Genomic DNA, 23,093 nt, shown 5'->3' on the forward strand with positions numbered 1-23,093 from the left:
CGTTATCTCAGCCCATCTTGCCCCTGGATGTGATCCCAACCATGACGTTGGCCCAGAGACGTGCCAAGATGGTGCTGAGAGTCGGGCTTTGGAGTCTCCTGTATGCGTCTAAAAGTTCAGTGGCTATGGGTTGGGATTGGCATTGTGCTAGGGGCACAATCGGTATCGGCTGAGTCCGCCATCCCCAATGGATCGGCCGTACAGCAAGCTATTCCGAGCATAACCCAGCTGAGAGCCCAAGGTCCTGATGGACTGGTTCAGTTTTTGAAAGATCATGGCCAGGCACTCAAGTCCACCGAGCTGCCTAATCCACACCTGAGAACACAACTAGATGCCCTCTGTAAGCAGCGAGATTGTCACGCTTCTCAGCTGTATTGGCATACGGATCTAGCTAAGGCACAAGCAGAAGCCCGAGCCAGCAATAAGCCCATATTGTCTTTACGATTATTGGGCAATTTAGATGAAGAGCTGAGCTGCGCCAATAGTCGATTCTTCCGAGTCGCCCTCTATCCCAATGCCGAGGTGTCTCAATATTTGCGCGAACGGTATGTCTTGCACTGGGAGTCCGTGCGTCCTGCCCCCGTCATGACCATTGATTTTGGTGATGGTCGCCAGCTCAAACGCACCGTCACGGGCAACAGTATCCACTATGTGCTGGATGCCAGTGGCCGTCCCCTGGAAGCGTTGCCTGGACTCTATGGCCCTCAAGCTTTTCTTCAGCATTTACAGCGGGCAGAGAGACTTTGGAAGCAAACGGCTCGTCTACAAGAGGGCGAATACCAACAAGCCCTGCAAACCTATCATCAGCAGCGGTTAGAAGCCATTCAAACGAATTGGACTCAAGACCTACAAACAGCAGGGATCAAGGATATTCCTGAACTACAGGCACTACCCGATAGCACAACGCCGAATGCAGTAGATGCTGCGCCCATTGCCCTCACTAAGGCACTCGTGGAGATCCCTTTGGTGTCTTCGTCTATGAGTCTATCGACTTTGGCCAACCAAAACCGCGATCAACTCAATGAAGCCACTCAGCCTCAGACCTGGGGGAAATTAGCTGAATTTCAGGCAGATCAAGCAAAGCTGGATGAGAACAGCAAATCTCTGATGCGAAGTAAGCACAGTGCCTACCGTGCCCCTAAAACGCTAGCCAAAACCGTCAAAAGCTTTGAGCAGGCCATGGCCATTGATACAGTCCGCAATGAATACCTTCTCCATTCGCGCATCCACCAGTGGTTTGTAGAACGCAACCAAACTGGAACGATATATCAACTGAATGAGAAGGTGTATGCCGACTTATTTCTAACGCCGAGGTCTGATCCCTGGTTGGGGTTGGTATCGCCGGATATCTACAGTGCTATTGAGGGGGATGGGATCGAGGTTCAGTAGGGTATCTACTTTAGGGGGCCGCAACATCATCAAGCCCTGCCAACAATAGCTCACGATAGCCAAGACGGTTTGTCTCATGCTGTGAGGATGGAAACCCGCCCAAGCATTGAAGCTCAAACACACAACGGCAATGGTGAACAGAATATAGGTGGGAGCCATAATCACGCCAATGATCAGCCAGGACAGATCGTGGAGCGCTAGCAGAACTGCCGCTAGGCTAGAAAATCCAATGCTGGCGCGGATAGATCCAGGGGAATGATCTCGACTAACTTTATAAACCGTTAAGGCGGTAGACAGAATATTGATGGGGACTAAGGATGCACAAATGCCAACGCAGTTGCATCGGGAAAAGTCGAGAAGGGCGTTAAGACTTAGCATGTCCCCCGTTCTATCATGTTTAGGAGATCGATGCGGCGAATTGCAAAAGCTAGGCAATAATACTTAATCTGCTTTGATTCCCATTGCCCTAAATTCCAGTGAGGTCATTCCTGATGAGTTCGTCCCCAACGTTAGGCCCTATCCATCCCCTTGTCCCCGCTGGGGAGGATTTGGAACCTGCGATCGCATTTTACGAACAAAAACTCGGATTCAAGGTCATCCACCGGGAAGGGGATCCTCTGAGACTAGCCATTGTCCAGCGAGATATGGCCGTTATCTATCTGTGCAAAAACAGCTACCAAAATTTGGGCAGTCCCACCAGCATCCGTATTCAGGTCAACGAGATTGACCAGCTGTTTGCTGAATATGAAGCAAAAGACGACAGAATTGTCCAAGAAAAATTGGCACAAAAACCCTGGGGACCGAAAGAATTTGTGGTGACTGACCCAGTCGGTGGCTGTCTAACCTTTTTCACAATACCTGGTTCATGAATAGGCTTCTTATAAAATTTAGCTAATAATATGGTGACAGATAAAAAAATCAGGTCAAATCTCACCATTTATTAAGTTAGTAGCGCATCATAAAACTGATACTGCAAGAGGTCTATTCCTAACCTAATGTGATTCGAGCTAAAGCAAGTGCCAACAAAGTTGGCACTTGCTTTAATCTGAAGGATGAATTATCACAGGGATGCTACCAGAAGTAACTGAGAAGTTGGTTTTGAAATATGGTTTAAAAAAGAAATATCTGAGTTTTTGAAAGCTAGAAAATCATGGAGTTACAGTATGGCAATGTCATCTTCAAAGAAATTTAATCCTCTTCAATTCATAAAAGATTTTGGTGAACCTATAGCAGCAGTTATCACTGTAGCCATTCTTGCTTATCAAATCTTCCTCTTATTTCCTCAACAATCTAAAACCTTAGACACGCAGAAAAAAACATTGGATGAGCAGGATAAAAAATTAGCCAGTATAAAAAATGACCTACAAAAACGTGATGTGTTTTCGGATAGAATATTTAAGTCAATTAATTTCCTAGGAGATGTTGATGATAATAAAAAAAGTTTAGCTAAGGCTACAATGACTTTAATGGCTCTAGATCTACATGCTGATGATGAAAAAGATCGTAAAAAAATTGTATCTCTAGTTCTAGCTACTGAAAATTCTAATTTAGTTAAATTACCTCCGGCAGAGCCGGAGGCTTATCATTGTTAGCCCCTGAAAGGGGCCAGTGGATTAGCCCCAAAGGGGCACTCCTGTATCATCAACTCATCGGTAGGTTTAACTGCTCTATTCGCTCATCCTCTATCTCTTGGTTCCGAATGTAGGCACGAACTACTCCTTCATCCAAACCAACAGTCGACACATAATAACCATGCGCCCAAAAGCTCTCGCCTGAATAATTCCGACGCTTTCCCATAAATTGACGCGCTATCGCTATGGCACTCTTACCCTTCATAAAACCCACCACCCCTGAGACCGGATGCTTTGGTGGAATACTCATACACATGTGAACATGATCTGGCAACAAATGACCTTCCAAAATTTCAACACCACGTTGTTCCGCCAGCTCCCGAAATAAAACGCCTAAGCGAATGCGAAGACTACCATATATAACTTTCCGACGACGCTTAGGAATGAATACAATGTGATATTTGCAATCCCAAGTCGTATGATTTAGCTTTTTAGGTGACATTTCTTTCTCCTTGCGAGAAAACTGCAAGGAGAATTTTCTACCGTTGCACCCGGTCAAACCTACGAGAGTCTCCCCGGCAGAGCCGGGGGCTTACCAATATTTAGTTATTGCCCTTTTTAAGGCATTTGCTAAGGATAGTAAATACGCTGAACTGTTTAAAGACGATAAAATCAAAAACCTTCTATCTCGGCAAAAAAACTTAGAGGCGGCCACAAAAAACGCGTCAGAAAATGATTCTGCGAAATCTAAGAATGAGACGATAGAAACGAAACAACCAAATGAAGATTTACAAACATCTGCATTGGCAATTGCTGCTAAAGAGGTTTCTGAGGGTTGGATTTATTTAGGACATACCGCAGAACCTGGGACAGAAATATTATTACCTAGAACTAAAACCATAGAAGTAACTGGCCTGCCTAAAAACGGTGATGAGTTAAGAGCAATCACTAATATTAACTTTCGAAATAATTCTCCTGCAATCACCGGAAAACTTGGTGACATTATTGGTGTCATTAAGAAAGGAGAAAGAGTTAAGATTTTGGAGGTTAATAAATCTACTTCTACTGCTAAAGGTTATGATGCCTATTGGGCAAGGATAAAATTATTAACTGAGTAGTGGAGCTTCAATGACCTCACCCACTTACCATATCGCGCAATCAATTATGCAAGAGGTCTAATTTCCTTAGTCAGTTTCAAAATCAGAAAATATCACAAGCCAATAATTAATGCTCTCAAGAGGCCATTAGGGATAAGCCACATGACTTGATCCCAGACAGTGTTAAACGGACTCGATTGCTAGAGATAAAAGGGCCGCATGCTAGGTATATCGCTGATCCATTGGTTAGTAATCCTCAGTGTACTGATTAGTACAGCTGGGGCCTTCGCCTATATTCGCGATACCCTCGCGGGTAAGACGAAGCCCAACCGGGTGTCCTGGTCCACGTGGGCCTTATCCCCCTTGATTAGTACCGCAGCTGCACTCTCAGCAGGGGCAGCTGGTTGGCCTACTTTGCGCGTTTTTATTGCGGGTTTACTGCCCCTTTTAATTTTTTTAGCCTCATTTGTTAATAAACGCAGCTACTGGGAAATGGGAGTCTTTGACTTAAGCTGTGGGGCGTTCTCGTTGCTGGCGGTGATTTTATGGGCTGTGATCGCATCTCCGCAACTAGCCATCCTCTGTGCCATCATCGGCGATATTTTTGCCTCTTTCCCGACCTTAATCAAAACCTGGAAATATCCAGATACCGAGACAGGTGCGATGTTTTTTGCCAGTCTTCTCAGCGTGCTATTGGTTCTGCCCTCCATTCCCGTCTGGAATATTGCTAATGCCGCCTTTCAGGTTCATTTATTGATTATGAGTTCACTGCTGCTATTTGCCGTCTACCGCAAACCGATTCAGAGACGGTTTCACTTTTCCAAGTAAACCCTGGGGAACAGGGCTGACTCGCGTTCGAGACTCGGAGAGGAGAAAAGACTACAGCAGATTTAAAGCTTTCAAACTGCGACGCGTTACTTCTGCCCGAGCGGGTAAATCTTTCTGATCACCGATATCGAGATTGGTGGCAAAGAAATAGACATTGTCATTTTGCTCGACATAGCCGACATACCAACCAATGCCAGGCTGCAGTGCCCAACCCGTCTTCGCTCGGATCGTATATTCGGGTGTTTGCTCCACAATCATGATCTGTTTCACCGTTGCGATCGCAGATTCTGAAAAGGGTAGTTCATTGCCATACAAACGCTGGAGAAACTGAATCTGTTCCGTCGGTGAAATCCGCAACTCCCCCGTCAACCAAAAGGTATCTATCTCATCGGCCTTGCCAATGGATTGATTGCCGTAGCCAACTTTAGTCACCCATTGCTGCATCCGCTGAAAGCCAATGCGACGCGCTAATACCTGGTAAAACCAGACCGCCGATACCTTAAACGCGGTTTGCAAATTCAGGTCTCGATTCCAGGTGGGGAAACTGCGTTCTACCCCATCCCAGGTCAGAAGGGCGAGGTCGTTGGCAATCACCCCTGTTTCTAGGGCAATCAGGGAGTTGAGAATTTTGAAGGTGGATGCAGGTAAAAACGGCTGGGTATTACGGGCCGGATTGTACTGATAGGTACGGTTGCGTTTGAGGTCGTAAATCAAAATCGAGCCGTTGACCTTGAGATCTTGAAAAGGCTGGGCCAGGGAAATAGTCTGCTGGGCCAACTTGGGGGGAGCTGCAACAGACGATTCGCCCCAGAGGATGGCGGTTAAAGATAAACTTGCGATTGCCAAACACCGGGCAACACAATACCCCAGTTTTTTATCGACGTGGTTAACCATCTTCTCCATGACCTACATTCAAAGAACTGCGGGGCTAGGCCGATTCAGTTTCTTGCCCCTCATGCGAATGGCCCTTACTGTACCGTCTTAATATCCACCGTCAGAGCTTCAATATTGGTTTGCAGCTCAGGAGACAGCTCCTTCTGATAGCGGCCGCCGAGATGCTGGGCAAAAAAGCGTTCCAGAGAGGCAGTCATGGTTAACAGATTGATCTCTTTCCGAAAACCATGGCCTTCATCTGGGGCAATCAGATAGTCCACAGGGCGACCGAGGTCTCTTAAGGCCGCTACGATCTGATCTGACTCGGCCTGTTTCACCCGAGGGTCATTGGCACCTTGAATCACTAACAGCGGCGCTTGAATATTCTGAGCCGAAAACAGCGGCGACTGAGCTTTCAAACGGTCTTGATCGGCTGGATCCTTTGGATCACCGACCCGGAGGGCAAACATAGATTTCATCGGCGCCCAGTAGGGAGGAATGGAATTGAGCAGGGTCATGATATTAGAGGGACCAACTACCGAAGCCCCTGCTGCATACAGTTCAGGGGTAAAGGCCAACCCAGCCAACGTCGCATAGCCCCCATAGGAAGTCCCGGTAATGCCGACCCGCTTTGGATCCGCAATGCCCTGGTCAATCAGATACTGGACGCCATCCGTCAGATCATGCTGCATAATGCCGGTTCCCCATTGCTCATTGCCCGCATTGAGAAACGCCTTACCATAGCCCGTCGACCCGCGAAAGTTAGGCTGCAAAATGGCATAGCCGCGATTGGCCAAGAACTGGGCGGCACCGTCATAACCCCAGTAATCCCGCGCCCAAGGGCCACCGTGGGGAAACACAATCACTGGGAGATTCTTGGGCTCAACACCTTTGGGTAAGGTCAGATAGGCTGGAATCTCTTGGCCATCGCGGCCTTGGTAGCGAATCGGTTGGCGAGGGGCTAAGTGTTGACTGGGCAGCTCTGGGCGAACATCATAGAGCTTTTTCAGGCTTTGAGCCTGGCGGTCAAACAGATAGGTGGTTCCGGGATTTACATCACTTTGGGCATTAATCAGTGCCAATCGATCATCCCGAGTGACCGACCCAATGGATAGCTCCAGCTTAGGCAGTTGCTGGCGCAAAAACTTCAAATCCGCAGTGAGCTGATCTGTTTTGGGATAGACGCGACGACGATCGCCCACGTAATAGGTGGCAACCAGCTCGTCCGTGGCCTGGGAGAATAATGCACCCCCAAAATCCACCTGATTTTCAGGATCGGATTCGACGGGTTGGCTCTGCTGAGTGTCCACATTGAGCAGCTCCAGTCGGGTAAAATTCACATTTCGATTGGTGCGCAGATAAACCCGCTGGCCGTCTGGGTGAAAGCGAATCGGGGCACAGGTCTCTTCAACCTTGCAGGAATACAGGGGGGTGAGCTTGCCGTTTTCAACCTTGAGAAGTTCATTGCCGTTCTCAAGGGTTTGGCGAGCCGCCAGGCGAACCTTGCCCTCTAAGTCCGTGACCCAGCCCGCAATATTCTGATCGTTTTGGATCAGGAGGGTCCGCTCTCCCGTGGTGAGATTGAGGCGATAGACATCATGGACCTGTGGATTACGATCATTGAGGCCAATAATCACTTCATTGGGGGTCCGTTTCGGCACGGCATAAACCTGGGCCGTCACCCCCTCAAACGGGGTGAGGTCGCGAGCTTGGGTTTGGCCACCGACAGTTTTGGGGTCAACGGCATAGAGCCGGAAATTTTCATTGCCCCCTTTATCCTGACCGTAGAGAATATAGCGACCGTCCGCACTCCAGAAATAGATCATAATCGGGCGGGTAGCATCGGCCGTTACAGGGCGAGCAGCAGACATCGGTTCGTTAATGCCTTTGACCCAGACATTAATCACCCCCTTCAGGGGTTTTTGGAAGGCCAGAAATTGACCATCCGGGGACAGTTGGGCACCGGAAATCTCTGGATCGGAGAAAAACAGCTCGCGGTCGATCAGGGGAGGAAGGCTGGTCTGAGGGCTGGGGCTTTCCGCCGCGAAGCCGACAGAAGTGGGGGTCAGTCCTATAAAGCTAGCCATAAACATTAGGCTAACGGTGCGCGGTAAGGGATGCATAGGGCGTACTCCAAAATAGGTTAGTTCGGGTCTGATTGAATGTGGTCTATGGGGTGCGATCGCACGCTCCAATACAGATGCGATAGATATTCAAGGGCGGATGTTCTAAGATCGAAAGGCTATTGTCCAAAGAGTCCAAACCGTCACAGCTGCCCCAAATTTATTTTCTGGTCTAGGTATGAAGGGGGTTGAATCAATCGGTCACAACCTTGATTCAGAAGATCGGAAAAACGCAACGGTTTCTCGCCGATACAGGGTTGATGAGGAGTCTACAGCCTGATTAGAGAAATCATCGGGAAGCGGTCTCCATTGAAATACGCCGGTTTGGAGGCGTTCTCCTTTTCCTTCTATCCCCCCGTCACCTGCAGTTCTGGCATAGGACATGGACGACAAGAAATCGGACTTCCCCATGATTGCCCCACCGTTCCCCTCGCATTGATATCTGTTGCTTCCTGTTCTCACACAATTTGGATTAGACATTTTTCTACATGCTTGAAAATGCAACATTGGTCTGGGACCTAGAGCAAGCCAATAAGGTTGCGCTAGGGTTTTCCACCTCATTGGACCCTGAGACCATTGCCCGTCTCGCCACAGATGGCTTCGTGGAACAGTTTAACTGTGCCTTTGCCCGCATCTGGCTAGTGGAGCCGGATCAGACAATGCTGAAGCTAGTGGCTTCTTCTGGACTCTATACCCGCACTGACGGCACATTCAGCCGCATTCCCATGGGGGAATTTAAGATTGGCAAAATTGCTCAAAATCGAGTTTCTCTCCTGAGCAATAATTTGGCCAAGGAATCCTGGGTCAGAAATCCAGATTGGGCGATCGCCAACAATATCAACGGCTTTGCGGGTTACCCCTTAGCCCATGGAGATAAGGTAATTGGCGTCTTGGCTGTTTTTAGTCATGACGCTATCCGTCCAGAGTTTCTGAAGATTTTATCCAGTCTCTGTACAACCCTGACCGTGGCTTTAGAAATGGCATCTCTGCACCAGTCAGAACAGCAGGTGCCCGCAGGCATGGACACCCAACGGATATTGGCCAATCTGTCTCTATCGGATGCAATGGCCCATATCTTAGGGCAAGCAACGGTGTTGGTATTGGGGACTGAACGATGCCTAGACGTGTCCAAAACCCATCTCTTTTTGCGGACTGCTGAAACCCTTAAGGATCTCGATTGCAGCTACTGCCGCCTGACCTACGGCGAAGAAGCGGTAACCTTAGAAGCCATTGCTGCTGCCCCTGTTGAACCCGAACGGAACGCCTGGGAGCGAACCACCTTTGGTCGTTTATCTTTGATGGCTTCATGTTTTAATGGCAGCTTCAAAATCAGTTCAGAACCTAATATCAAGGCTATTCAAGTGGCCTTAACCTTTCCTGTGGCCGTTCAAGGGACTTGTGTGCGCATTCAGTGTGCGTCTCCTTTAGTGCAAACGGGACTGATGCACCTGGCCTCTGGAGCTGGACTACAGGTTTGCGTCAACAGCGATCCTCAAATCCCTCTACTAACGGATCAAGTGGACCTCCTCGAAACCAGTCACTATCCGCTGTGGGTCAGCCATAGCTCAGCCATAACGCCCAAAAGCGCCAAGGCAGACCTCCAGCTTTCAATCACTGCTGAGCAATTACGGGAAGCGGTGGCATCTGTCATGCAAGGGGAAACCTGGGGACTAGATCAAGGCGAACAGCAGCTTTCTGCCCGCGAACGGGACGTTCTGGCGTTATTAGTCCAGGGCTTTCGTGATCGCGATATCGCTGAGCAGCTCTTTATCAGCGATAGTACGGTTAAATTTCATATCAACAATATCCTCGTTAAACTGAACGCGAAAACCCGGCTACAAGCTCTCTATAATTTGATGTCCCTCCAGGGGCATGAGATTTAGAGAACGTCAAAAGGCGATAATACGTCTTTTATCCTGGCCACATTTTGAGACCGTCTCAGTCACCGGTTGGATAGACGGTCTCTCTACAGCAGGCTTGAGTCGCCTGCGCATCATACTCAAACTCAGCAAGTACAAAAAGAACACAATCAGTGATAGATGAATGCTGGCTTTAACGGCCAGCCAAGGGATACGGTTAGGCATGCGCTTATCAAGGGTATCGACAGTAAGAGCGGCATCTAGCACCACTAGTCTCGTTTCTATGTTCAGGGCAGATCAGTGATGCCAATGAGAGCGGAATAGAGAGCAGATATCTTGTGAATGTTGACGGTGCGATTGGACTTAAGAATGACCTCAAAAAACGAACAAAGTTCAGTTAAGTTTTAAAAAATTCTGCGGAATTTTTAACTAATACACTTCGATAATTCTTCTACAGTTTATGAGGTCAGATCAGCTCTCGTAACTCTATATTCAAAGAGGACTTTAGCTAGATAATCCAAACTTATTTCCCAAAGCAAGAATTTTGCTAAAACCCATACACAGAGAAACTTTAGGAGGCAAATCAGCTATCCTACCCAGCCATATTCTGTTGAGTCAACCTATTGATATCCTTAGGTCATGAATCAAATTATTTTATAGGGGATGGCAGGTAAAAATAGGAAAGCTATTAGTTTGTACAGGCATTATTTCTAATAGTATTGCCAGCTTGATAAAACCGAGTTAAAAACACTAGGATCTTAGAGTGCGTTGCGTGTTGCACCATCGTTTTTGCAATGCTACGACATCAGCGTTCAATCCTTGATCAAATTCAGATGGGAGATGAAATATGAGGCGGGAGCACCCCAATATCTCTATATTTAGACGATTAGACCCAAGTAACCTGGCTGCAGATCCAATGCTGTTTGCCCCTGGTTTTGTTTGGCATTTTTTCAATCCCCACCTCCCCGATATTGAGGGGGACTATGTGGGGTTGGCGGGCCTGCAAGCCTTCTTTGAAACGTTGGAGAAGCTGACGGCAGGAACCTTTCAGGTTGAACCCATCTCCGTTACGGCAGTGGGCGATGAGCTGATCGTTACCCATGTCAAAGATCGGATGATGTTGAACGGGCAACCCATCGAGCTAGACGCTGTTGTGGTGTGGCGAATGGTCAATGGCTGTATTGCTGAAGCCTGGGATATCCCATCGGTGTATACAAAGAACTCCCCGCTTCCACAAGTTGCTTAACTCAGCCAGATATTCCATCGTTCCCCATTCCGACTCGTAGCCACCGAACCGCGTTCTCATCGAATAACCAAGGAGATGCTTATGACTCAGTCGATGCAGTTTTGGGACAAAGTTGCTGATAGCTATGCCAAGCAGCACATTGCCGATCAGGCCACTTACGAAAAAAAGCTAGAAGTGACGCAAAAGTATCTGCAGCCAGATATGGAGGTCTTAGAGTTTGGCTGTGGCACCGGCTCTACTGCTTTGATTCATGCGTCCCATGTGAAGCATATTCGGGCGATTGATTTTTCAGCAAACATGATAAAAATCGCCCGGTCCAAAGCCGAGGCCCAGAACATCCAAAACGTCACCTTTGAGCAAGCCAGCATTGACGAGTTGAGCCTCCCTGATCAAAGTATTGATGTGGTGCTGGGACTCAACGTTTTGCATTTGCTGAAAGATAAGGAAGCCGAAATTGCTAAGGTCCATAACATACTCAAACCGGGGGGACGGTTTATTACGAGTACGGTGTGCCTAGGAGGGACGATGGATTGGCTGAAGGTGATTGCCCCCATTGGCAAATTTCTGCGGCTATTTCCACTGGTCAGAGTCTTTTCGGTCCAAGAGTTGGAGCAAAGTTTGACGGATGCGGGCTTTGAGGTTGAACAACCCTGGCAACCCAGTGAGTTCACCTGGCAGCTCGGCTCGGGAAAGGTCGCATTTATTGTGGCAACCAAAGCAGCTTAGACAAAGAAACGCATGACACAGTGGATAACAATTTTCGGAACGAGCAGTGGCAGGAGAACACCCCTTAGCCGTGACGTGCTCAGCAGATCGGGGTATGTTTATGAGGTCGCACTGGCATTCAAAGCCAACTGAGTCTACGCTACTATTGACACGCTTTCTATCATTGAAGCTATGCCTATCCCTGCGTACCAAGATCCTGTAGCCCAACTCCTCACTCTAGGATATCCAGAAGATTTAAATAGCCCCGAGGCTATTGATTATCTCCAAAACTTTGGATTTACAGACGTTCATATCCCTGAACTCAGTCGGCTCGCTGCTGAAGAAGACTTGAACTGGGATGATGAGGGAGAGGGCTACTCCCCCATGCATGCTTGTCGTGCACTAGGTCAACTCAAAACCGAGAAAGCGATTCAAGCACTGTTGACTCTCTTTGATAGTGAGTATGACTTTTTAAGAGAAGAGTTGCCCACGATCTTGGGAAAAATAGGCCCAACCTGTATTCCCATACTCTCGGGTTATCTAGCTGAGGGGGAACGTCCTTGGCTGGGGATCTCTACGGCCGCTTCAGGACTCACCAAAATTGCTCAACTAAACCCTGATTATCGCCAAGAATGCATTGATGAATTAACGACAGCGCTAGCTCGTCATAAGGAACAAGCAGCGGAGACGAATGGAAGTTTAGTTGTCGAGTTAATCAACTTAAAAGCGACTGGAGCCGTCAGTGTGATTGAACGGGCTTACAAGGAAGGTCCCATGGACGAAATGTTTTGTGGCAGTTGGGCAAAAGTGCAGATTGCGTTAGGACTGGCAACAGAAGCAGACTTTTCTCCAGAAGAACTTCAGCATCAGGAACCAGAGTGGATGGAGCAAATCCGTCGATTGGCAAATATGACCACTGAGTTGGCACGGGAACAGAGCAAATTACCCGACTTTAGCAAAGGTGCTTTATCCCAGAACCGGAAAAAGTCAGGGAAGAAAACGACGGGGTTTGGGGCTGTGAAGCCCAAGAACAAAAAACGCAAGAAAAAGTGATCGATCGGTCTATCCAGGGAACGGATGCGTCTTTGACAGAATGGTCCCGTCTATAAAAGTGAAGCCATCAAGCAGTTAGCCCTGGAGATCAAACAATGTCTCGCATCCAACTCGCCCTTAATGTCCAAGACCTGGAAGCGGCTACTCATTTTTACAGCAAACTATTTGCCACTTAACCAGCAAAGCGCCGACCTGGGTATACCAACTTTGCGATCTCAAACCCGCCTCTCAAACTGATGTTATTCGAAAATCCCACCGCCAGACGATTATTGATCAGTTCAAGAATATTTCACAAATCGAACATTCCAGACATCGTAGTCCCGTCAACTTCTTTGTCAATATGGTCTGTGGACTGATTGCTTAGTGCCACCAACCCAAGAAGCCTTCTCTATCCATTGCTGAGTATTTACTCCCAGCCGCTTAAACCGAACTCAGGTTAGATGGACTACGATACCAACACCTTGATGGCTTATTAACCCAAATTGGGGTGTCTAGTCGCAGAAGGTGTCAACAATCAAGCTTGACGCTTAGTTTGCTATCAAGCTTGATTCCTTATTCAATGGCTTCACTTCATGAAGTGTAATTAAAGCCTGACCCGCTCAAATTCAGGTTACTTGATCCACTGACAACCGCAATAAGTTCATCAGTGCCAGGTGTTTTAAGGAAAATAGCCTGTCCAGAAGGAGTGCCTGTTGGTGATGAACCCAAACTATACTCACTGGCAAACCCATGCAAAAGGATGCGATGGGAGCGTGTCACTTTTTCAGGAGAAAAATAGAGTCAAGTTGTCGATTGAGATAGGCACAGCGATGAGCTAGGACTTTGGGGATATGTTTTTCTTGCCATTGCGCACCTGAAATCTTTGTCCTTCGGTCAATTTGCTTAACAAGCGACTCAACGGCACCAGAGCCAATGGGTATTCCCTCAGCTTGATAGTAACCATAGTTGGGAATCCGCTCTCGGTGGTCTCGCAAATACTGACAGAACCGTTTAGCCTGAGGTTTGCTCAAACCACAGAACAAATCGATGGCCTCATCAATCTTCCCTCTCCACAAAAGGTTTCAGCTTGCTGCAGCCGTTTGAGTGACCCACCGACTTTATGTAAATTCTCCATCAAGTGGAACCAGTCTAGGATCTGCTCCTGTTGAGTTGGCAGTCTCATCTGTCGGTAAAGCTTCCAAATCCCAACATGACCATCCCCAAGACAGTAAACCCTTGCAGCAAATCTGAAGCGGTTCACCGCCAGGCAGAGGGAAGTATGGTCTTGATAGTAGGCCAAGCCAACCCTATCGCCATTGATGCGAACTGCTTTATAACCACGCCAGTGGCAGGGTTCCCCTTTTGGAGTAATCAACCGAATATTGCCCCCATCTAAGCTGAGCTGAGTGACTCCTTGCGTCAAAGAGGGTGGACTGAAGGTTTGACGATGAACGAGACGCTGCTGCGTTTTGGAGCTGACTGTGATACCCGTTAAAACTGCTAGATCCTCTGATGCATGGGCATAGGAAACATTGGCACTAATACGCAGGGCGCACATCTCTAAGTAGGGGCTTAACTGACTGTTGGGCTTGACCTTGAGGGCTGTTGCTTGGGTCCGAGTGAGGTTGAGTTTGCCCAGAATGCTTTTTAAGGTCCGTCGATATTCTCCGACATCTGGCGGGCTAACTTGGTCGATAAAAAAAGACCCATTTGAGGCGACACATGAGTTTGCAGTTGAGTCCGAACGGTGCATTCAATCTCTGCCAAAGTATTCATGGGCAGAGACTGGGATTGGGAGTCTTGATACAGCAGTTCTGAAATGCGTGTGACGCAAGCATTGAATTCTTGTTCTTCTTCTGGTGTCATAGTCAATAAGAGGGATCATCTAAGATCAATTATCATTTTCCTCTCAAAGAAGTGACACGCTCCCGATGCGATCCCCTTCAGCAACCTTAAATCCCTCAATATGGGCGTAATCTCCCTTACCAAGGGTATTATTTCTGCCGTCATCATAAAACGATTGAGATTGGTTGCCTAGAATATACAAATCCCCACCAGGGCCGCCCTTGAGTTTATCTATCTGAGATTTAGAAGTACTTGAATTGGTTGCTATACCAGTCAAGACATCACGACCATTGCCTCCATAAAGGGAGTCATTGCCCAGGCCGCCAAACATTGTGTCATTCCCTTTATGGCCGACCAATTTGTCGCGACCAGAGCCTCCATATAGCCGATCATTACCATCTCTACCGAGCAGCAGATCATTATCACCATCGCCATAAAGAGAATCATTACCTTGAGCACCATCGAGCGTGTCTCGATTACTTCCACCTCGAAGCCGATCCTTGCCAATCTCTCCAAACAGCCGATCCTTGCCTGCTCCTCCTTCTAAATAATCGTTTCCGTTGCCCCCTCTAATCAGATCGTTGCCTAATTCCCCTTTCAGCCGATCATTTCCCTCCCCGCCATTGAGGAGATCATTTCCGGCTTGACCGTAGATAGAATCGGAACCGTTCCCTCCAGATAAAGTATCAGCCCCATTCGCACCTTTAATCGTGTCATTTCCTGCCAAACCTGCTATGTTGTCAGGCTTATTCGTCCCATTTAGTAAATCATTGCCTGCGGTAGCAGTATTTGTAGAAGGTCGGCTGTTTGACGGAGGATTGGTTTGACTATCTGTTTGCGCAACATAGTTGCCTGGATTAGCGCCCGCACCAAAGACTTGGGTCCAATAATGAGAATAATTTACGCTTCCCTTATCGTTATTCAAAGCGTGGTACCCCAGCCCCATATGGGTAAAGCTGGAGTTGAGGATATTCGCTCGATGTCCTGAACTGCGCATCCATCCTTGAAAGACAGCTTCAGGCGTAGTCTGCCCTGCAGCAATATTTTCACCCCATGTAGACCATCCTGTATATCCAGCAGCCTCAATCCGATCTCCTGCACTCGTTCCTGTTTGCGGATCGGTATGACTGAAGAAATCACCCGTCGCCATGCGGGTAGAGTGCCCATCCGCTGCTTGATCTAATTTCTGACTTAAAGATAAGGTATTCAACCCGGCTTTAGATCGTTCCTGATTAACCAGACTCAAAATCTTCTGGTCAAATTTGTCTCGATTTAAGATCGCCATGTTGTTCTGTTTAATTAGTCAACATTGACAAACTATTACTACTATGTGAAGATGCGGTGAAACACGAATTTAATTAACTTTTAAATACGCTTTTTTCTGTATAAAATAAATAATTTATATTGGTTTATTATATTTTTTTGATTAAAAAATATTGCTGAGGCAATGGATGCAATCTTCTGTTGAATTAAGTATTTAGAGGATTTACAGGCTGAATATAACATTAGACTTAGATGAAAATATGATATTTGAAGTGCTTCCCAGTATTAAAATTGTGTGTTTACTGAAATCTAGGATAGATCTAATCAAAAAAATATTCTGTTTTTAATTTACTGAAGGTAAAGTATCGATATTCGCTAGGCTGTTAAAATAGTATATCTCAATAAAAACTCAATCTTCTTGGATATCTGACACAACTTATAAATATCCTGATATCAATAGAGCAAAAATCAATAGGATTCAGATCTGAACTAATAGGACCCAACCCAGGGTTGTTTTACGTTCCTCCTAGAAAAAATAGGATGGTTCTACTGACCAACAGTAGAGAGACCGATGAGCCATCTAATTGATACATTGAAGCAAGTCCCTGATTTCCGCAGTGCCCGTGGCCGTACTCATCCGTTATGGCTGCTGTTGCTGTTGATGGTGATGGGTATGCTTGCTGGATACCAGGGATATCGCCCCTTAGAAACCTTTACGAGCGATTATCGCCAGCCTTTAAGTGAGCTATTGGGGCTTGAGAGCCTCGAAGTTCCGTCTCACTGTACCTTTCGTCGAGTGATGAAGGGTCTTGACTTCCAAGCGTTGAGCCACCAATTTGAAGCATGGATGCTCTCGAAAGCCCAGACTCACTCTCCCGATAATTATGCAGCCTCCATTGATGGCAAACGGATTCGTCAGGGGCTGACAGATGCCAAGGGGAAGCAGCGTTTTGTAGGGTTGGTGAGTTTATTTGCGGTGGAAGCAGGCATCACCCTCAAGCTCGAAGCCCTCACTCAGGAGGATAATAGCGAAATCAAAGTCGTCCAGGCACTGTTGGAAACCCTTCAACTCGATGGCTTGCTGATTACCATGGATGCCTTACACGCCCAAAAAACACTTGAGAAGATTGTGGCCTCGGGTAACGACTATCTTGTGGCGGTCAAATCCAATCAGGGAAGACTTTACGACCACCTCCAGACTTACTTTGAGTGTCTTAAACCCATGGCTGAGCACATCCACTCCGCCCAAAGTAGAGGACGAGATGAACATCGGTGTATACAGGTTTATGAGCCTGTCGGCATAGCCCTACAAGAATGGGAGGCAATTCGCTCTGTGCTTTGTGTCCAACGATGGGGCACTCGCAAAGGAAAGGAGTATCACAATACGGCCTATTACATCAGTTCAGCTGCCACCTCACCCCAGCATTGGCAATCTCTGGTCCGAGAACATTGGGGCATTGAAAATCGGTTGCATTGGCCGAAGGATGTTGTTTTTGGCGAAGATGATTATCGACTCGAAGATGAACAAGCACTGCTCAATTGGTCAGTGCTTAGAACTATTGGGATTAATATCCTGCGGCTAAACGACTATCAATCCCTCAAAACCGCGATGACTAAGCTGGCTAATCGGGTCGATATTATTTTTTCGCTGCTAACTTAAAACAGCCCTGGCTTGGTCCCTAGTATCAAACGCTTAAAGCTGTTTTATGGAAATAAGACACGATCCCTATTGCTGAGTTTGTTGTGCTTGCGGTTGCAGGAAGAAAGGGTTTACTGAGCTGGGAGGAGATTGAGTAATCTACACAATACTTGATCTAGGAGTAATGGCAATCAGACTGCCTATCAACCAGCGAGTCGATTCTTCTGACACACTAATTTGCAAGCTAAATGCTGGCTTCTTCGTTTGGCTTTTCATTGAATATTACTAGTAATTCCTATTTCAAGCATTATGAGAGTCTTCAGGTGTTTCTATTTGTCGATTTTTCGCCTTATGGATGGCAGTCCTAGATTATCTAAAGGAATCTGGATATAGTTAGCTAAAATTAATTCCAATACTTCCTGCACCATACGCAGTTGGATATACCAACTGGGTCTTTGCTCACTTTTCATTCGTTTTTTGAGCAGAACTAGATTTGCTACATACTCTTCTGGGAAAACAACAATAAGTTGTCCTGTTAATGAGATATTGAGTGGACTACGGGATTTGAGAAGAACAAGTAAGAAGATACCTGCTGAAACGGTCGGGATGAGTAGATAGATCAATTCCCATTGCAGATGTGTTGTTGTGATGCGGGAAGCAACAATGATTTCTAATTTTTGGCGTGTTTGCTGCAGAATCGCCTGTGCAATTTTGGGGTCATTGATTTGAGCAAATGCGGCTGCAACCTCTCTCAGAGCATAGGATTTGTAACTTGGGTTATCAATTTTTTCGGCAACGGTTAGGGCATTTTTCAAGCCTTCCTGGGCGAGTTTCGGGTCATTGATTTGAGCAAATGCGGCTGTAATCTCTCTTAGGGCATCGGATTTGATACTTGGGTTATCAATTTTTTCGGCGACGGTTAGGGCATTTTTCAAGCCTTCATGGGCGAGTTTCGGGTCATTGATTTGACCATAGGCGGCTGTAATCTCTCTTAGGGCATCGGATTTGGAATACAGGTTATCAATCTTTTCGGCGACGGCTAGGGCATTTTTCAAGCCTTCCTGGGCGAGTTTCGGGTCATTGATTTGACCATAGGCGGCTGCAATCGCTCTCAGGGAAGAGGATTTGTAACTTGGGTTATCAATTTTTTCAGCGACGGCTAGGGCATTTTTTAATCCTTCCTGGGCGAGTTTGGGGTCATTGATTTGACCATAGGTGTCTGCAATCATGCTCAGGGCAGAGGTTTGGGAACTTGGGTTATCAATCTTTTCGGCGACGGTTAGAGCATTTTTCAAGACTTTCTGGGCGAGTTTGAGGTCATTGATTTGACCATAGGCGGCTGCAATCGCACTCAGGGCATAGGATTGGGAACTTGGGTTGTCAATTTTTCGGCGACGGTTAGAGCATTTTCAAGACTTTCTGGGCGAGTTTGGGGTCATTGATTTGACCATAGGCGGCTGCAATCGCTCTCAGGGCATAGGATTGGGAACTTGGGTTGTCAATTTTTTCGGCGACGGTTAGAGCATTTTTCAAGACTTTCTGGGCGAGTTTGGGGTCATTGATTTGACCATAGGCGGCTGCAATCGCTCTCAGGGCATCGGATTGGGAACTTGGGTTGTCAATTTTTTCAGCGACGGCTAGGGCATTTTTTAATCCTTCCTGGGCGAGTTTGAGGTCATTGATTTGACCATAGTCGGCTGCAATCGCTCTCAGGGCATCGGATTGGGAACTTGGGTTGTCAATTTTTTCGGCGACGGTTAGAGCATTTTTCAATCTTTCCTGGGCGAGTTTGGGGTTATTGATTTGACCATAGGCGGCTGCAATCGCTCTCAGGGCATCGGATTTGATACTTGGGTCATCAATTTTTTCGGTGACGGTTAGGGTATTTTTTAATCCTTCCTGGGCGAGTTTGGGGTCATTGATTTGACCATAGGCGGCTGCAATCGCTCTCAGGGAATAGGATTGAGAACTTGAGTCATCAATTTTTTCGGCGACGGTTAGGGCATTTTTCAAGCCTTCATGGGCGAGTTTGGGGTCATTGATTTGACCATAGGCGGCTGCAATCGCTCTCAGGACATCGGATTTAGAAGACGGGTTATCAATTTTTTCGGTGACGGTTAGGGTATGTTTTAATCCTTCCTGGGCGAGTTTGGGGTCATTGATTTGACCATAGGCGGCTGCAATCGCGCTCAGGGTAGAGAATTTGGAATATGAGTCATGAATTTTTTCGGTGACGGTTAGGGTATGTTTTAATCCTTCCTGGGCGAGTTTGGGGTCATTGATTTGACCATAGGCGGCTGCAATCACACTCAGGGTAGAGGATTTGGAATATGAGTCATGAATTTTTTCGGTGACGGTTAGGGTATTTTTCAAGCCTTCATGGGCGAGTTTGGGGTCATTGATTTGACCATAGGCGGCTGCAATCGCGCTCAGGGTAGAGGGTTTGGAATATGGGTCATCAATTTTTTCGGCGACGGTTAGGGTATTTTTCAACCCTTCATGGACGAGTTTGGGGTCATTGATTTGACCATAGGCAGCTGCAATCGCGCTCAGGGCATCGGATTTGGAACTTGGGTCATCAATTTTTTCTACTTGCTGGAGCGCTTGCTGAAATATCTCCTGTATATGCTGATAATCCCCAAGATTAACCTCTTCTAGCAATCCTTTAATTCTAAGTTCTTGAAAGCGTGAAGAAAGTCGCGATAGCTCTTCCTGACGTTCAATTTGCTCTTGATATGTAGAATGTTGCTTCCACTGATTCTGAAACGCATATATGCGAAGAACGGAACAGCTAAGCGCAATAACTCCCCCAGCAGTTAACAACCCTCGCTTTAACCAGAATCTCCTAAGCATCTTTCTCTGTTCACATATGTTTTTCATGTTCAAACCACCCCTAGACAAGCTATCCCTGACCCGATCGCTGAGCCAACCTTAACCGATATTGCTGGATTCCACTGAGGGTATTGGCCCCCACCCCTGTAACCTTGTAATACTTGCGACGAGCACCACCAGAGTCATCCACCTCATCCCCCCATCGCCAGGAGATTAAGCCCTTCTTCTCCAGACGGTTTAGAGCTGGATATAAACTACCGAAACTTAGCGTGATCGGCCTGCCCTGATTCAGTTCATCCAAAATCTCTAAGCCATAGAACTCTCGCCCCAAAAGAACCGTGAGGATATCTTCATCGATTGCAGACAATCGCACAGGCTTTTCTGTTTGCGGTTTATCTTTGCGCTTTTGTGCCATTAGTTTCTTCGATCACTCGAAATCTATTTTTTTCAACTATTATATATTTTTATAGTAGTTGGCGTTACTCTAACACATTTCTCAGAAGTTGGTGGCAAGTCCTCCTATAAAGTCACCCAAATTTGGCATCAACCAGCAAGCAGCGCCAGCTTAACTGCACCCAGCTTCAATAAAAAGAAAGAGTAAAAGCTTTTCTGTATAAGAGATTGAGAGTTCTATTTACTCGTATCCGGATGGTTTTGTAGACTCTGCAAATCCAAAGCTAAAAACCGATCCAATGGTCGGTACATCCAATACATCGAACTCGTCGAATCTAGACTTGTCTTTTGAAAACCCAACATCACCCCCATCTTTTCGTATAGGGGGTGAATGACTAAGGTATGTAGGTCACAGAGATTTGGAAAATCCTGTTGCATGCGCCGCAAGGTTTCTTGGGTATCGATTAGAAACGGGATTTGATAGTGGTCCCAATAAAGCGGGTCAATCATCCAGCTGCGCACATACACCGACACACAGTTTGAATCGCCCGGCGTTGCCATTTGGAATGGATCGACCTCCGTCAGGGTACTCAAATGCAGACCCTTACTGGGTGCTGAAAAGAAATTGATATCAGATTCACTATCCGTTGGGTATAGCAAATAAAAGCCCACTGGATTCAGGGTATTCACCTGCCGCAACACCCTCATCCCGGTTCCATACTGCTTGGCCCATTGCCGAAGTCTCAACATAATTCGGTGTGGTGCCGTTTCCGAGTTTTGGTTCATCCAGTTGTAGTTCCGGGCCAGCAAGTTCGCCACTGGAATCGCATCACAGCGAGGGTCAAAATCATCAGTTTTTAGCTCGACGGTTTCTTCTGAGGTATCCCACCCTTCTGGCATCGGCTGAATTTCGATCCAGGTAGTATTGCCATCAAACTGCTTTTGGACCAAACCGAGGGCTGCAAGCTTATCCAGCATCATCCCAGCAGCGCGATCGCTCCCTTGGTCCTTATCAAAGTAAAACAAGTCTGCCGCTTGTCGATGGGTACAAATGACTTTTTGAGTGGGCAAGACCAAATCTTTCAGGGGAGGCCGCAAACGGGGTTGGTCCGCCAGTTGCTCCTGCACTAGGGCATAAATCCAGAGGCGGACAAAGCTCTCAGCCCGCACCCGTGTCAGACCGACTCGCTGAATCAATTTCTCCACGGTTTGCTGTTGTTGTTCAGGGGGCCACCACTGATCTAGATCTTCAGTATTCAAGGACTTCACCTCACTTCACCCTACTTCAGTATAGTTCTTGGCCCTGATATTGCTTCAAAGCTCTACGGTGCAGTCATTGTGGCCTCACCAGCGCAGAAGCCAGAATGCAATTAATCAAATCAAGCCCAACGGAGGCCATCATGAGCGACAAACAAATCACCACCCCCACAGTTCACACCAGTGCTTGGATTGCTCAAACCTGGATTTCTTTTACTGTTTCTATTGCCGCTACCGCCATCGGTATTGTCTATATGCCCGTTAACCCTTGGATGAAGGGCTACTTGGGCATGGGCACCTTATTCTCCATCGGCTCCACCATCAGCTTGTCCAAGACTATCCGCGACGTGGAAGAGTCGAAGCGGGTGCTCAGCCGTCTGGATGAAGCCAAGTTGGAAAAGCTATTAGCCGAGCATGACCCCTTCAACAAAGTGGTTTAGCCTCTTATCTCATTCAAATCAACACTACTACAGGACTTTCAATATGCTTCTGTCTCACCCCCTCACGACGTCCCGCAATGTCTTCAGTATTGGTAAGGGCGTTATTTCCCTCCTGCGCAATCCCAGCAATACCCAGTCTGTCTATGACATTGAAGACGGGCTCTACGGTAGCCAAGCCATGAATTTAGCGGTGGACTTTATTAAGGCTGATGCTAGTACCGCCGAGTTGGTGCAAGACCGTTATATAGCCCCTTCCCCCGATCTAGAGACGCTGTTGCAGTATCCCCAAGACTCCCTGGGCTATTGCTATGCTGCCTCGTTGACGGAAGCAGGATTTGACCCGGAATTTTACCGTGCGATCGCAGTTCGAGACGATGCCAGCTACATCCTCCTCCGACTCCGCCAAACCCACGATATTTGGCATCTGATCACCGGATTCGGCACTGATGTGGCGGGGGAACTGGGCCTGAAAGCCTTTGAACTGGCTCAAACTCGCCGCCCCATGGCTCTGGTCCTGCTCACCTTTGGCTTACTCAAGGCCCTGCTAAAAACCCCTGATGCCCTGGCCACCCTACTGCCAACCATTTCCCAGGGATATCAGCTAGGACTTCGAACTCAACCGCTGCTATCCCAAAAGTGGGAAGCGCAATGGGAGAAGCCGCTGCAGCAATGGCAACAAGAGCTGGGCTTCACCGGCTGAA

General features: G+C 47.3%; 23 protein-coding genes and 3 pseudogenes. 14 read left to right on the top strand and 12 right to left on the bottom strand.

Annotated elements, in window-relative coordinates; genetic code table 11:
• The first annotated feature begins 102 nt into the window (after positions 1 to 102).
• Complete coding sequence (locus ON05_RS09720) at positions 103 to 1,389, top strand: hypothetical protein (protein ID WP_010480239.1); 1,287 nt, start codon at positions 103 to 105, stop codon at positions 1,387 to 1,389.
• Here ON05_RS09720 and ON05_RS09725 read toward each other — a convergent pair.
• Positions 1,303 to 1,767 (bottom strand): hypothetical protein, encoded by a 465-nt coding sequence (locus ON05_RS09725; protein ID WP_139026137.1) that lies wholly within the window; start codon positions 1,765 to 1,767, stop codon positions 1,303 to 1,305. The two genes, ON05_RS09720 and ON05_RS09725, sit on opposite strands and share 87 nt — an antisense overlap.
• A 113-nt stretch (positions 1,768 to 1,880) precedes the next feature.
• Between ON05_RS09725 and ON05_RS09730 the strand changes: the two genes are divergently transcribed.
• Both ON05_RS09730 and ON05_RS09735 read left to right on the top strand, forming a co-directional pair.
• Positions 1,881 to 2,258: a VOC family protein gene (locus ON05_RS09730; RefSeq protein WP_010480234.1), complete on the top strand. Its 378-nt coding sequence runs from the start codon at positions 1,881 to 1,883 to the stop codon at positions 2,256 to 2,258.
• A gap of 294 nt (positions 2,259 to 2,552) precedes the next feature.
• Positions 2,553 to 2,981: a hypothetical protein gene (locus tag ON05_RS09735; RefSeq protein WP_010480232.1), complete on the top strand. Its 429-nt coding sequence runs from the start codon at positions 2,553 to 2,555 to the stop codon at positions 2,979 to 2,981.
• Between the two features lie 49 nt (positions 2,982 to 3,030).
• On the opposite strand, the gene tnpA is transcribed toward ON05_RS09735, so the two are convergent.
• Positions 3,031 to 3,462, bottom strand: a complete 432-nt coding sequence (tnpA, locus tag ON05_RS09740) for an IS200/IS605 family transposase (protein ID WP_010480230.1) — start codon at positions 3,460 to 3,462, stop codon at positions 3,031 to 3,033.
• A gap of 43 nt (positions 3,463 to 3,505) precedes the next feature.
• Here tnpA and ON05_RS09745 point away from each other — a divergent pair, with 43 nt between their 5' ends.
• Both ON05_RS09745 and ON05_RS09750 read left to right on the top strand, forming a co-directional pair.
• Positions 3,506 to 4,078, top strand: coding sequence for a hypothetical protein (locus ON05_RS09745; protein WP_010480228.1), 573 nt, complete (start codon positions 3,506 to 3,508; stop codon positions 4,076 to 4,078).
• A gap of 198 nt (positions 4,079 to 4,276) precedes the next feature.
• Positions 4,277 to 4,885, top strand: a complete 609-nt coding sequence (locus ON05_RS09750) for a hypothetical protein (RefSeq protein WP_010480226.1) — start codon at positions 4,277 to 4,279, stop codon at positions 4,883 to 4,885.
• A 51-nt stretch (positions 4,886 to 4,936) separates the two neighbouring features.
• Here the strand turns inward: ON05_RS09750 and blaOXA are convergent, their stop codons facing one another.
• The 3 genes from blaOXA to ON05_RS09765 all read right to left on the bottom strand — a co-directional run bounded on the left by blaOXA (position 4,937) and on the right by ON05_RS09765 (position 8,292).
• A complete protein-coding gene (gene blaOXA / locus ON05_RS09755; protein ID WP_010480225.1) occupies positions 4,937 to 5,779 on the bottom strand; it encodes a class D beta-lactamase in 843 nt (280 codons plus the stop codon).
• Positions 5,780 to 5,853: 74 nt separating this feature from the next.
• Entirely contained in the window at positions 5,854 to 7,881 is a 2,028-nt protein-coding gene (locus tag ON05_RS09760) for a S9 family peptidase (protein ID WP_010480222.1), read from the bottom strand.
• Positions 7,882 to 8,082: 201 nt separating this feature from the next.
• A complete protein-coding gene (locus ON05_RS09765) occupies positions 8,083 to 8,292 on the bottom strand; it encodes a hypothetical protein (protein ID WP_139026133.1) in 210 nt (69 codons plus the stop codon).
• Between the two features lie 77 nt (positions 8,293 to 8,369).
• Between ON05_RS09765 and ON05_RS09770 the strand changes: the two genes are divergently transcribed.
• Positions 8,370 to 9,764 carry a LuxR C-terminal-related transcriptional regulator gene (locus ON05_RS09770; RefSeq protein ID WP_010480220.1) on the top strand — a complete coding sequence of 465 codons (1,395 nt, stop codon included), beginning with the start codon at positions 8,370 to 8,372 and terminating at the stop codon, positions 9,762 to 9,764.
• Positions 9,765 to 9,770: 6 nt separating this feature from the next.
• Here ON05_RS09770 and ON05_RS09775 read toward each other — a convergent pair whose 3' ends face one another.
• Positions 9,771 to 10,007, bottom strand: a complete 237-nt coding sequence (locus ON05_RS09775) for a hypothetical protein (RefSeq protein ID WP_139026131.1) — start codon at positions 10,005 to 10,007, stop codon at positions 9,771 to 9,773.
• A gap of 580 nt (positions 10,008 to 10,587) precedes the next feature.
• Here ON05_RS09775 and ON05_RS09780 point away from each other — a divergent pair.
• From ON05_RS09780 to ON05_RS09795, 5 genes and pseudogenes are all read left to right on the top strand, one after another.
• Positions 10,588 to 10,986, top strand: coding sequence for a nuclear transport factor 2 family protein (locus tag ON05_RS09780; RefSeq protein WP_029315689.1), 399 nt, complete (start codon positions 10,588 to 10,590; stop codon positions 10,984 to 10,986).
• A gap of 81 nt (positions 10,987 to 11,067) precedes the next feature.
• Entirely contained in the window at positions 11,068 to 11,712 is a 645-nt protein-coding gene (locus ON05_RS09785; protein ID WP_010480217.1) for a class I SAM-dependent methyltransferase, read from the top strand.
• A gap of 171 nt (positions 11,713 to 11,883) precedes the next feature.
• Positions 11,884 to 12,744, top strand: a complete 861-nt coding sequence (locus ON05_RS09790) for a HEAT repeat domain-containing protein (protein WP_010480215.1) — start codon at positions 11,884 to 11,886, stop codon at positions 12,742 to 12,744.
• 95 nt (positions 12,745 to 12,839) lie between these two features.
• Positions 12,840 to 12,998, top strand: a pseudogene (locus ON05_RS38470) (VOC family protein); the annotation flags it as partial.
• Positions 12,999 to 13,003: 5 nt separating this feature from the next.
• Positions 13,004 to 13,108, top strand: a pseudogene (locus ON05_RS09795) (IS982 family transposase); the annotation flags it as partial.
• 391 nt (positions 13,109 to 13,499) lie between these two features.
• Here ON05_RS09795 and ON05_RS09800 read toward each other — a convergent pair.
• Both ON05_RS09800 and ON05_RS09805 read right to left on the bottom strand, forming a co-directional pair.
• Positions 13,500 to 14,589: pseudogene (locus ON05_RS09800) on the bottom strand (ISKra4-like element ISAcas2 family transposase).
• 43 nt (positions 14,590 to 14,632) lie between these two features.
• Entirely contained in the window at positions 14,633 to 15,853 is a 1,221-nt protein-coding gene (locus ON05_RS09805; protein ID WP_010482483.1) for a CAP domain-containing protein, read from the bottom strand.
• Between the two features lie 549 nt (positions 15,854 to 16,402).
• Here ON05_RS09805 and ON05_RS09810 point away from each other — a divergent pair.
• Entirely contained in the window at positions 16,403 to 17,491 is a 1,089-nt protein-coding gene (locus tag ON05_RS09810) for an ISAs1 family transposase (RefSeq protein WP_262561506.1), read from the top strand.
• A gap of 308 nt (positions 17,492 to 17,799) precedes the next feature.
• Here the strand turns inward: ON05_RS09810 and ON05_RS09815 are convergent, their stop codons facing one another.
• From ON05_RS09815 to ON05_RS09830, 4 genes are all read right to left on the bottom strand, one after another.
• The gene (locus tag ON05_RS09815; RefSeq protein ID WP_262561508.1) at positions 17,800 to 18,765 is read right to left on the bottom strand and encodes a hypothetical protein; all 966 of its coding nucleotides are present in this window, start codon (positions 18,763 to 18,765) and stop codon (positions 17,800 to 17,802) included.
• Positions 18,766 to 18,868: 103 nt separating this feature from the next.
• The gene (locus ON05_RS09820; RefSeq protein ID WP_262561509.1) at positions 18,869 to 20,323 is read right to left on the bottom strand and encodes a hypothetical protein; all 1,455 of its coding nucleotides are present in this window, start codon (positions 20,321 to 20,323) and stop codon (positions 18,869 to 18,871) included.
• Between the two features lie 49 nt (positions 20,324 to 20,372).
• Positions 20,373 to 20,717, bottom strand: a complete 345-nt coding sequence (locus ON05_RS09825) for a PadR family transcriptional regulator (protein WP_010480561.1) — start codon at positions 20,715 to 20,717, stop codon at positions 20,373 to 20,375.
• Positions 20,718 to 20,932: 215 nt separating this feature from the next.
• Complete coding sequence (locus ON05_RS09830) at positions 20,933 to 21,955, bottom strand: hypothetical protein (protein ID WP_010480560.1); 1,023 nt, start codon at positions 21,953 to 21,955, stop codon at positions 20,933 to 20,935.
• A gap of 140 nt (positions 21,956 to 22,095) precedes the next feature.
• Here ON05_RS09830 and ON05_RS09835 point away from each other — a divergent pair, with 140 nt between their 5' ends.
• Both ON05_RS09835 and ON05_RS09840 read left to right on the top strand, forming a co-directional pair.
• Positions 22,096 to 22,392: a YiaA/YiaB family inner membrane protein gene (locus tag ON05_RS09835; protein ID WP_012164538.1), complete on the top strand. Its 297-nt coding sequence runs from the start codon at positions 22,096 to 22,098 to the stop codon at positions 22,390 to 22,392.
• Positions 22,393 to 22,435: 43 nt separating this feature from the next.
• Positions 22,436 to 23,092, top strand: coding sequence for a Coq4 family protein (locus ON05_RS09840; protein ID WP_010480556.1), 657 nt, complete (start codon positions 22,436 to 22,438; stop codon positions 23,090 to 23,092).
• Position 23,093: the final 1 nt, after the last annotated feature.

Source organism: Acaryochloris sp. CCMEE 5410, assembly GCF_000238775.2.
Classification (GTDB): Bacteria; Cyanobacteriota; Cyanobacteriia; order Thermosynechococcales; family Thermosynechococcaceae; genus Acaryochloris.

Excerpts from the sequence above, each read along its gene's own strand:
- ON05_RS09720 (WP_010480239.1), top strand. The coding sequence starts at position 103 with ATGCGTCTAAAAGTTCAGTGGCTATGGGTTGGGATTGGCATTGTGCTA.
- ON05_RS09725 (WP_139026137.1), bottom strand. The coding sequence starts at position 1,767 with ATGCTAAGTCTTAACGCCCTTCTCGACTTTTCCCGATGCAACTGCGTT.
- ON05_RS09730 (WP_010480234.1), top strand. The coding sequence starts at position 1,881 with ATGAGTTCGTCCCCAACGTTAGGCCCTATCCATCCCCTTGTCCCCGCT.
- ON05_RS09735 (WP_010480232.1), top strand. The coding sequence starts at position 2,553 with ATGGCAATGTCATCTTCAAAGAAATTTAATCCTCTTCAATTCATAAAA.
- tnpA (WP_010480230.1), bottom strand. The coding sequence starts at position 3,462 with ATGTCACCTAAAAAGCTAAATCATACGACTTGGGATTGCAAATATCAC.
- ON05_RS09750 (WP_010480226.1), top strand. The coding sequence starts at position 4,277 with ATGCTAGGTATATCGCTGATCCATTGGTTAGTAATCCTCAGTGTACTG.
- blaOXA (WP_010480225.1), bottom strand. The coding sequence starts at position 5,779 with ATGGTTAACCACGTCGATAAAAAACTGGGGTATTGTGTTGCCCGGTGT.
- ON05_RS09760 (WP_010480222.1), bottom strand. The coding sequence starts at position 7,881 with ATGCATCCCTTACCGCGCACCGTTAGCCTAATGTTTATGGCTAGCTTT.
- ON05_RS09765 (WP_139026133.1), bottom strand. The coding sequence starts at position 8,292 with ATGGGGAAGTCCGATTTCTTGTCGTCCATGTCCTATGCCAGAACTGCA.
- ON05_RS09770 (WP_010480220.1), top strand. The coding sequence starts at position 8,370 with ATGCTTGAAAATGCAACATTGGTCTGGGACCTAGAGCAAGCCAATAAG.
- ON05_RS09780 (WP_029315689.1), top strand. The coding sequence starts at position 10,588 with ATGAGGCGGGAGCACCCCAATATCTCTATATTTAGACGATTAGACCCA.
- ON05_RS09785 (WP_010480217.1), top strand. The coding sequence starts at position 11,068 with ATGACTCAGTCGATGCAGTTTTGGGACAAAGTTGCTGATAGCTATGCC.
- ON05_RS09790 (WP_010480215.1), top strand. The coding sequence starts at position 11,884 with ATGCCTATCCCTGCGTACCAAGATCCTGTAGCCCAACTCCTCACTCTA.
- ON05_RS09805 (WP_010482483.1), bottom strand. The coding sequence starts at position 15,853 with ATGGCGATCTTAAATCGAGACAAATTTGACCAGAAGATTTTGAGTCTG.
- ON05_RS09810 (WP_262561506.1), top strand. The coding sequence starts at position 16,403 with ATGAGCCATCTAATTGATACATTGAAGCAAGTCCCTGATTTCCGCAGT.
- ON05_RS09820 (WP_262561509.1), bottom strand. The coding sequence starts at position 20,323 with ATGCTTAGGAGATTCTGGTTAAAGCGAGGGTTGTTAACTGCTGGGGGA.
- ON05_RS09825 (WP_010480561.1), bottom strand. The coding sequence starts at position 20,717 with ATGGCACAAAAGCGCAAAGATAAACCGCAAACAGAAAAGCCTGTGCGA.
- ON05_RS09835 (WP_012164538.1), top strand. The coding sequence starts at position 22,096 with ATGAGCGACAAACAAATCACCACCCCCACAGTTCACACCAGTGCTTGG.
- ON05_RS09840 (WP_010480556.1), top strand. The coding sequence starts at position 22,436 with ATGCTTCTGTCTCACCCCCTCACGACGTCCCGCAATGTCTTCAGTATT.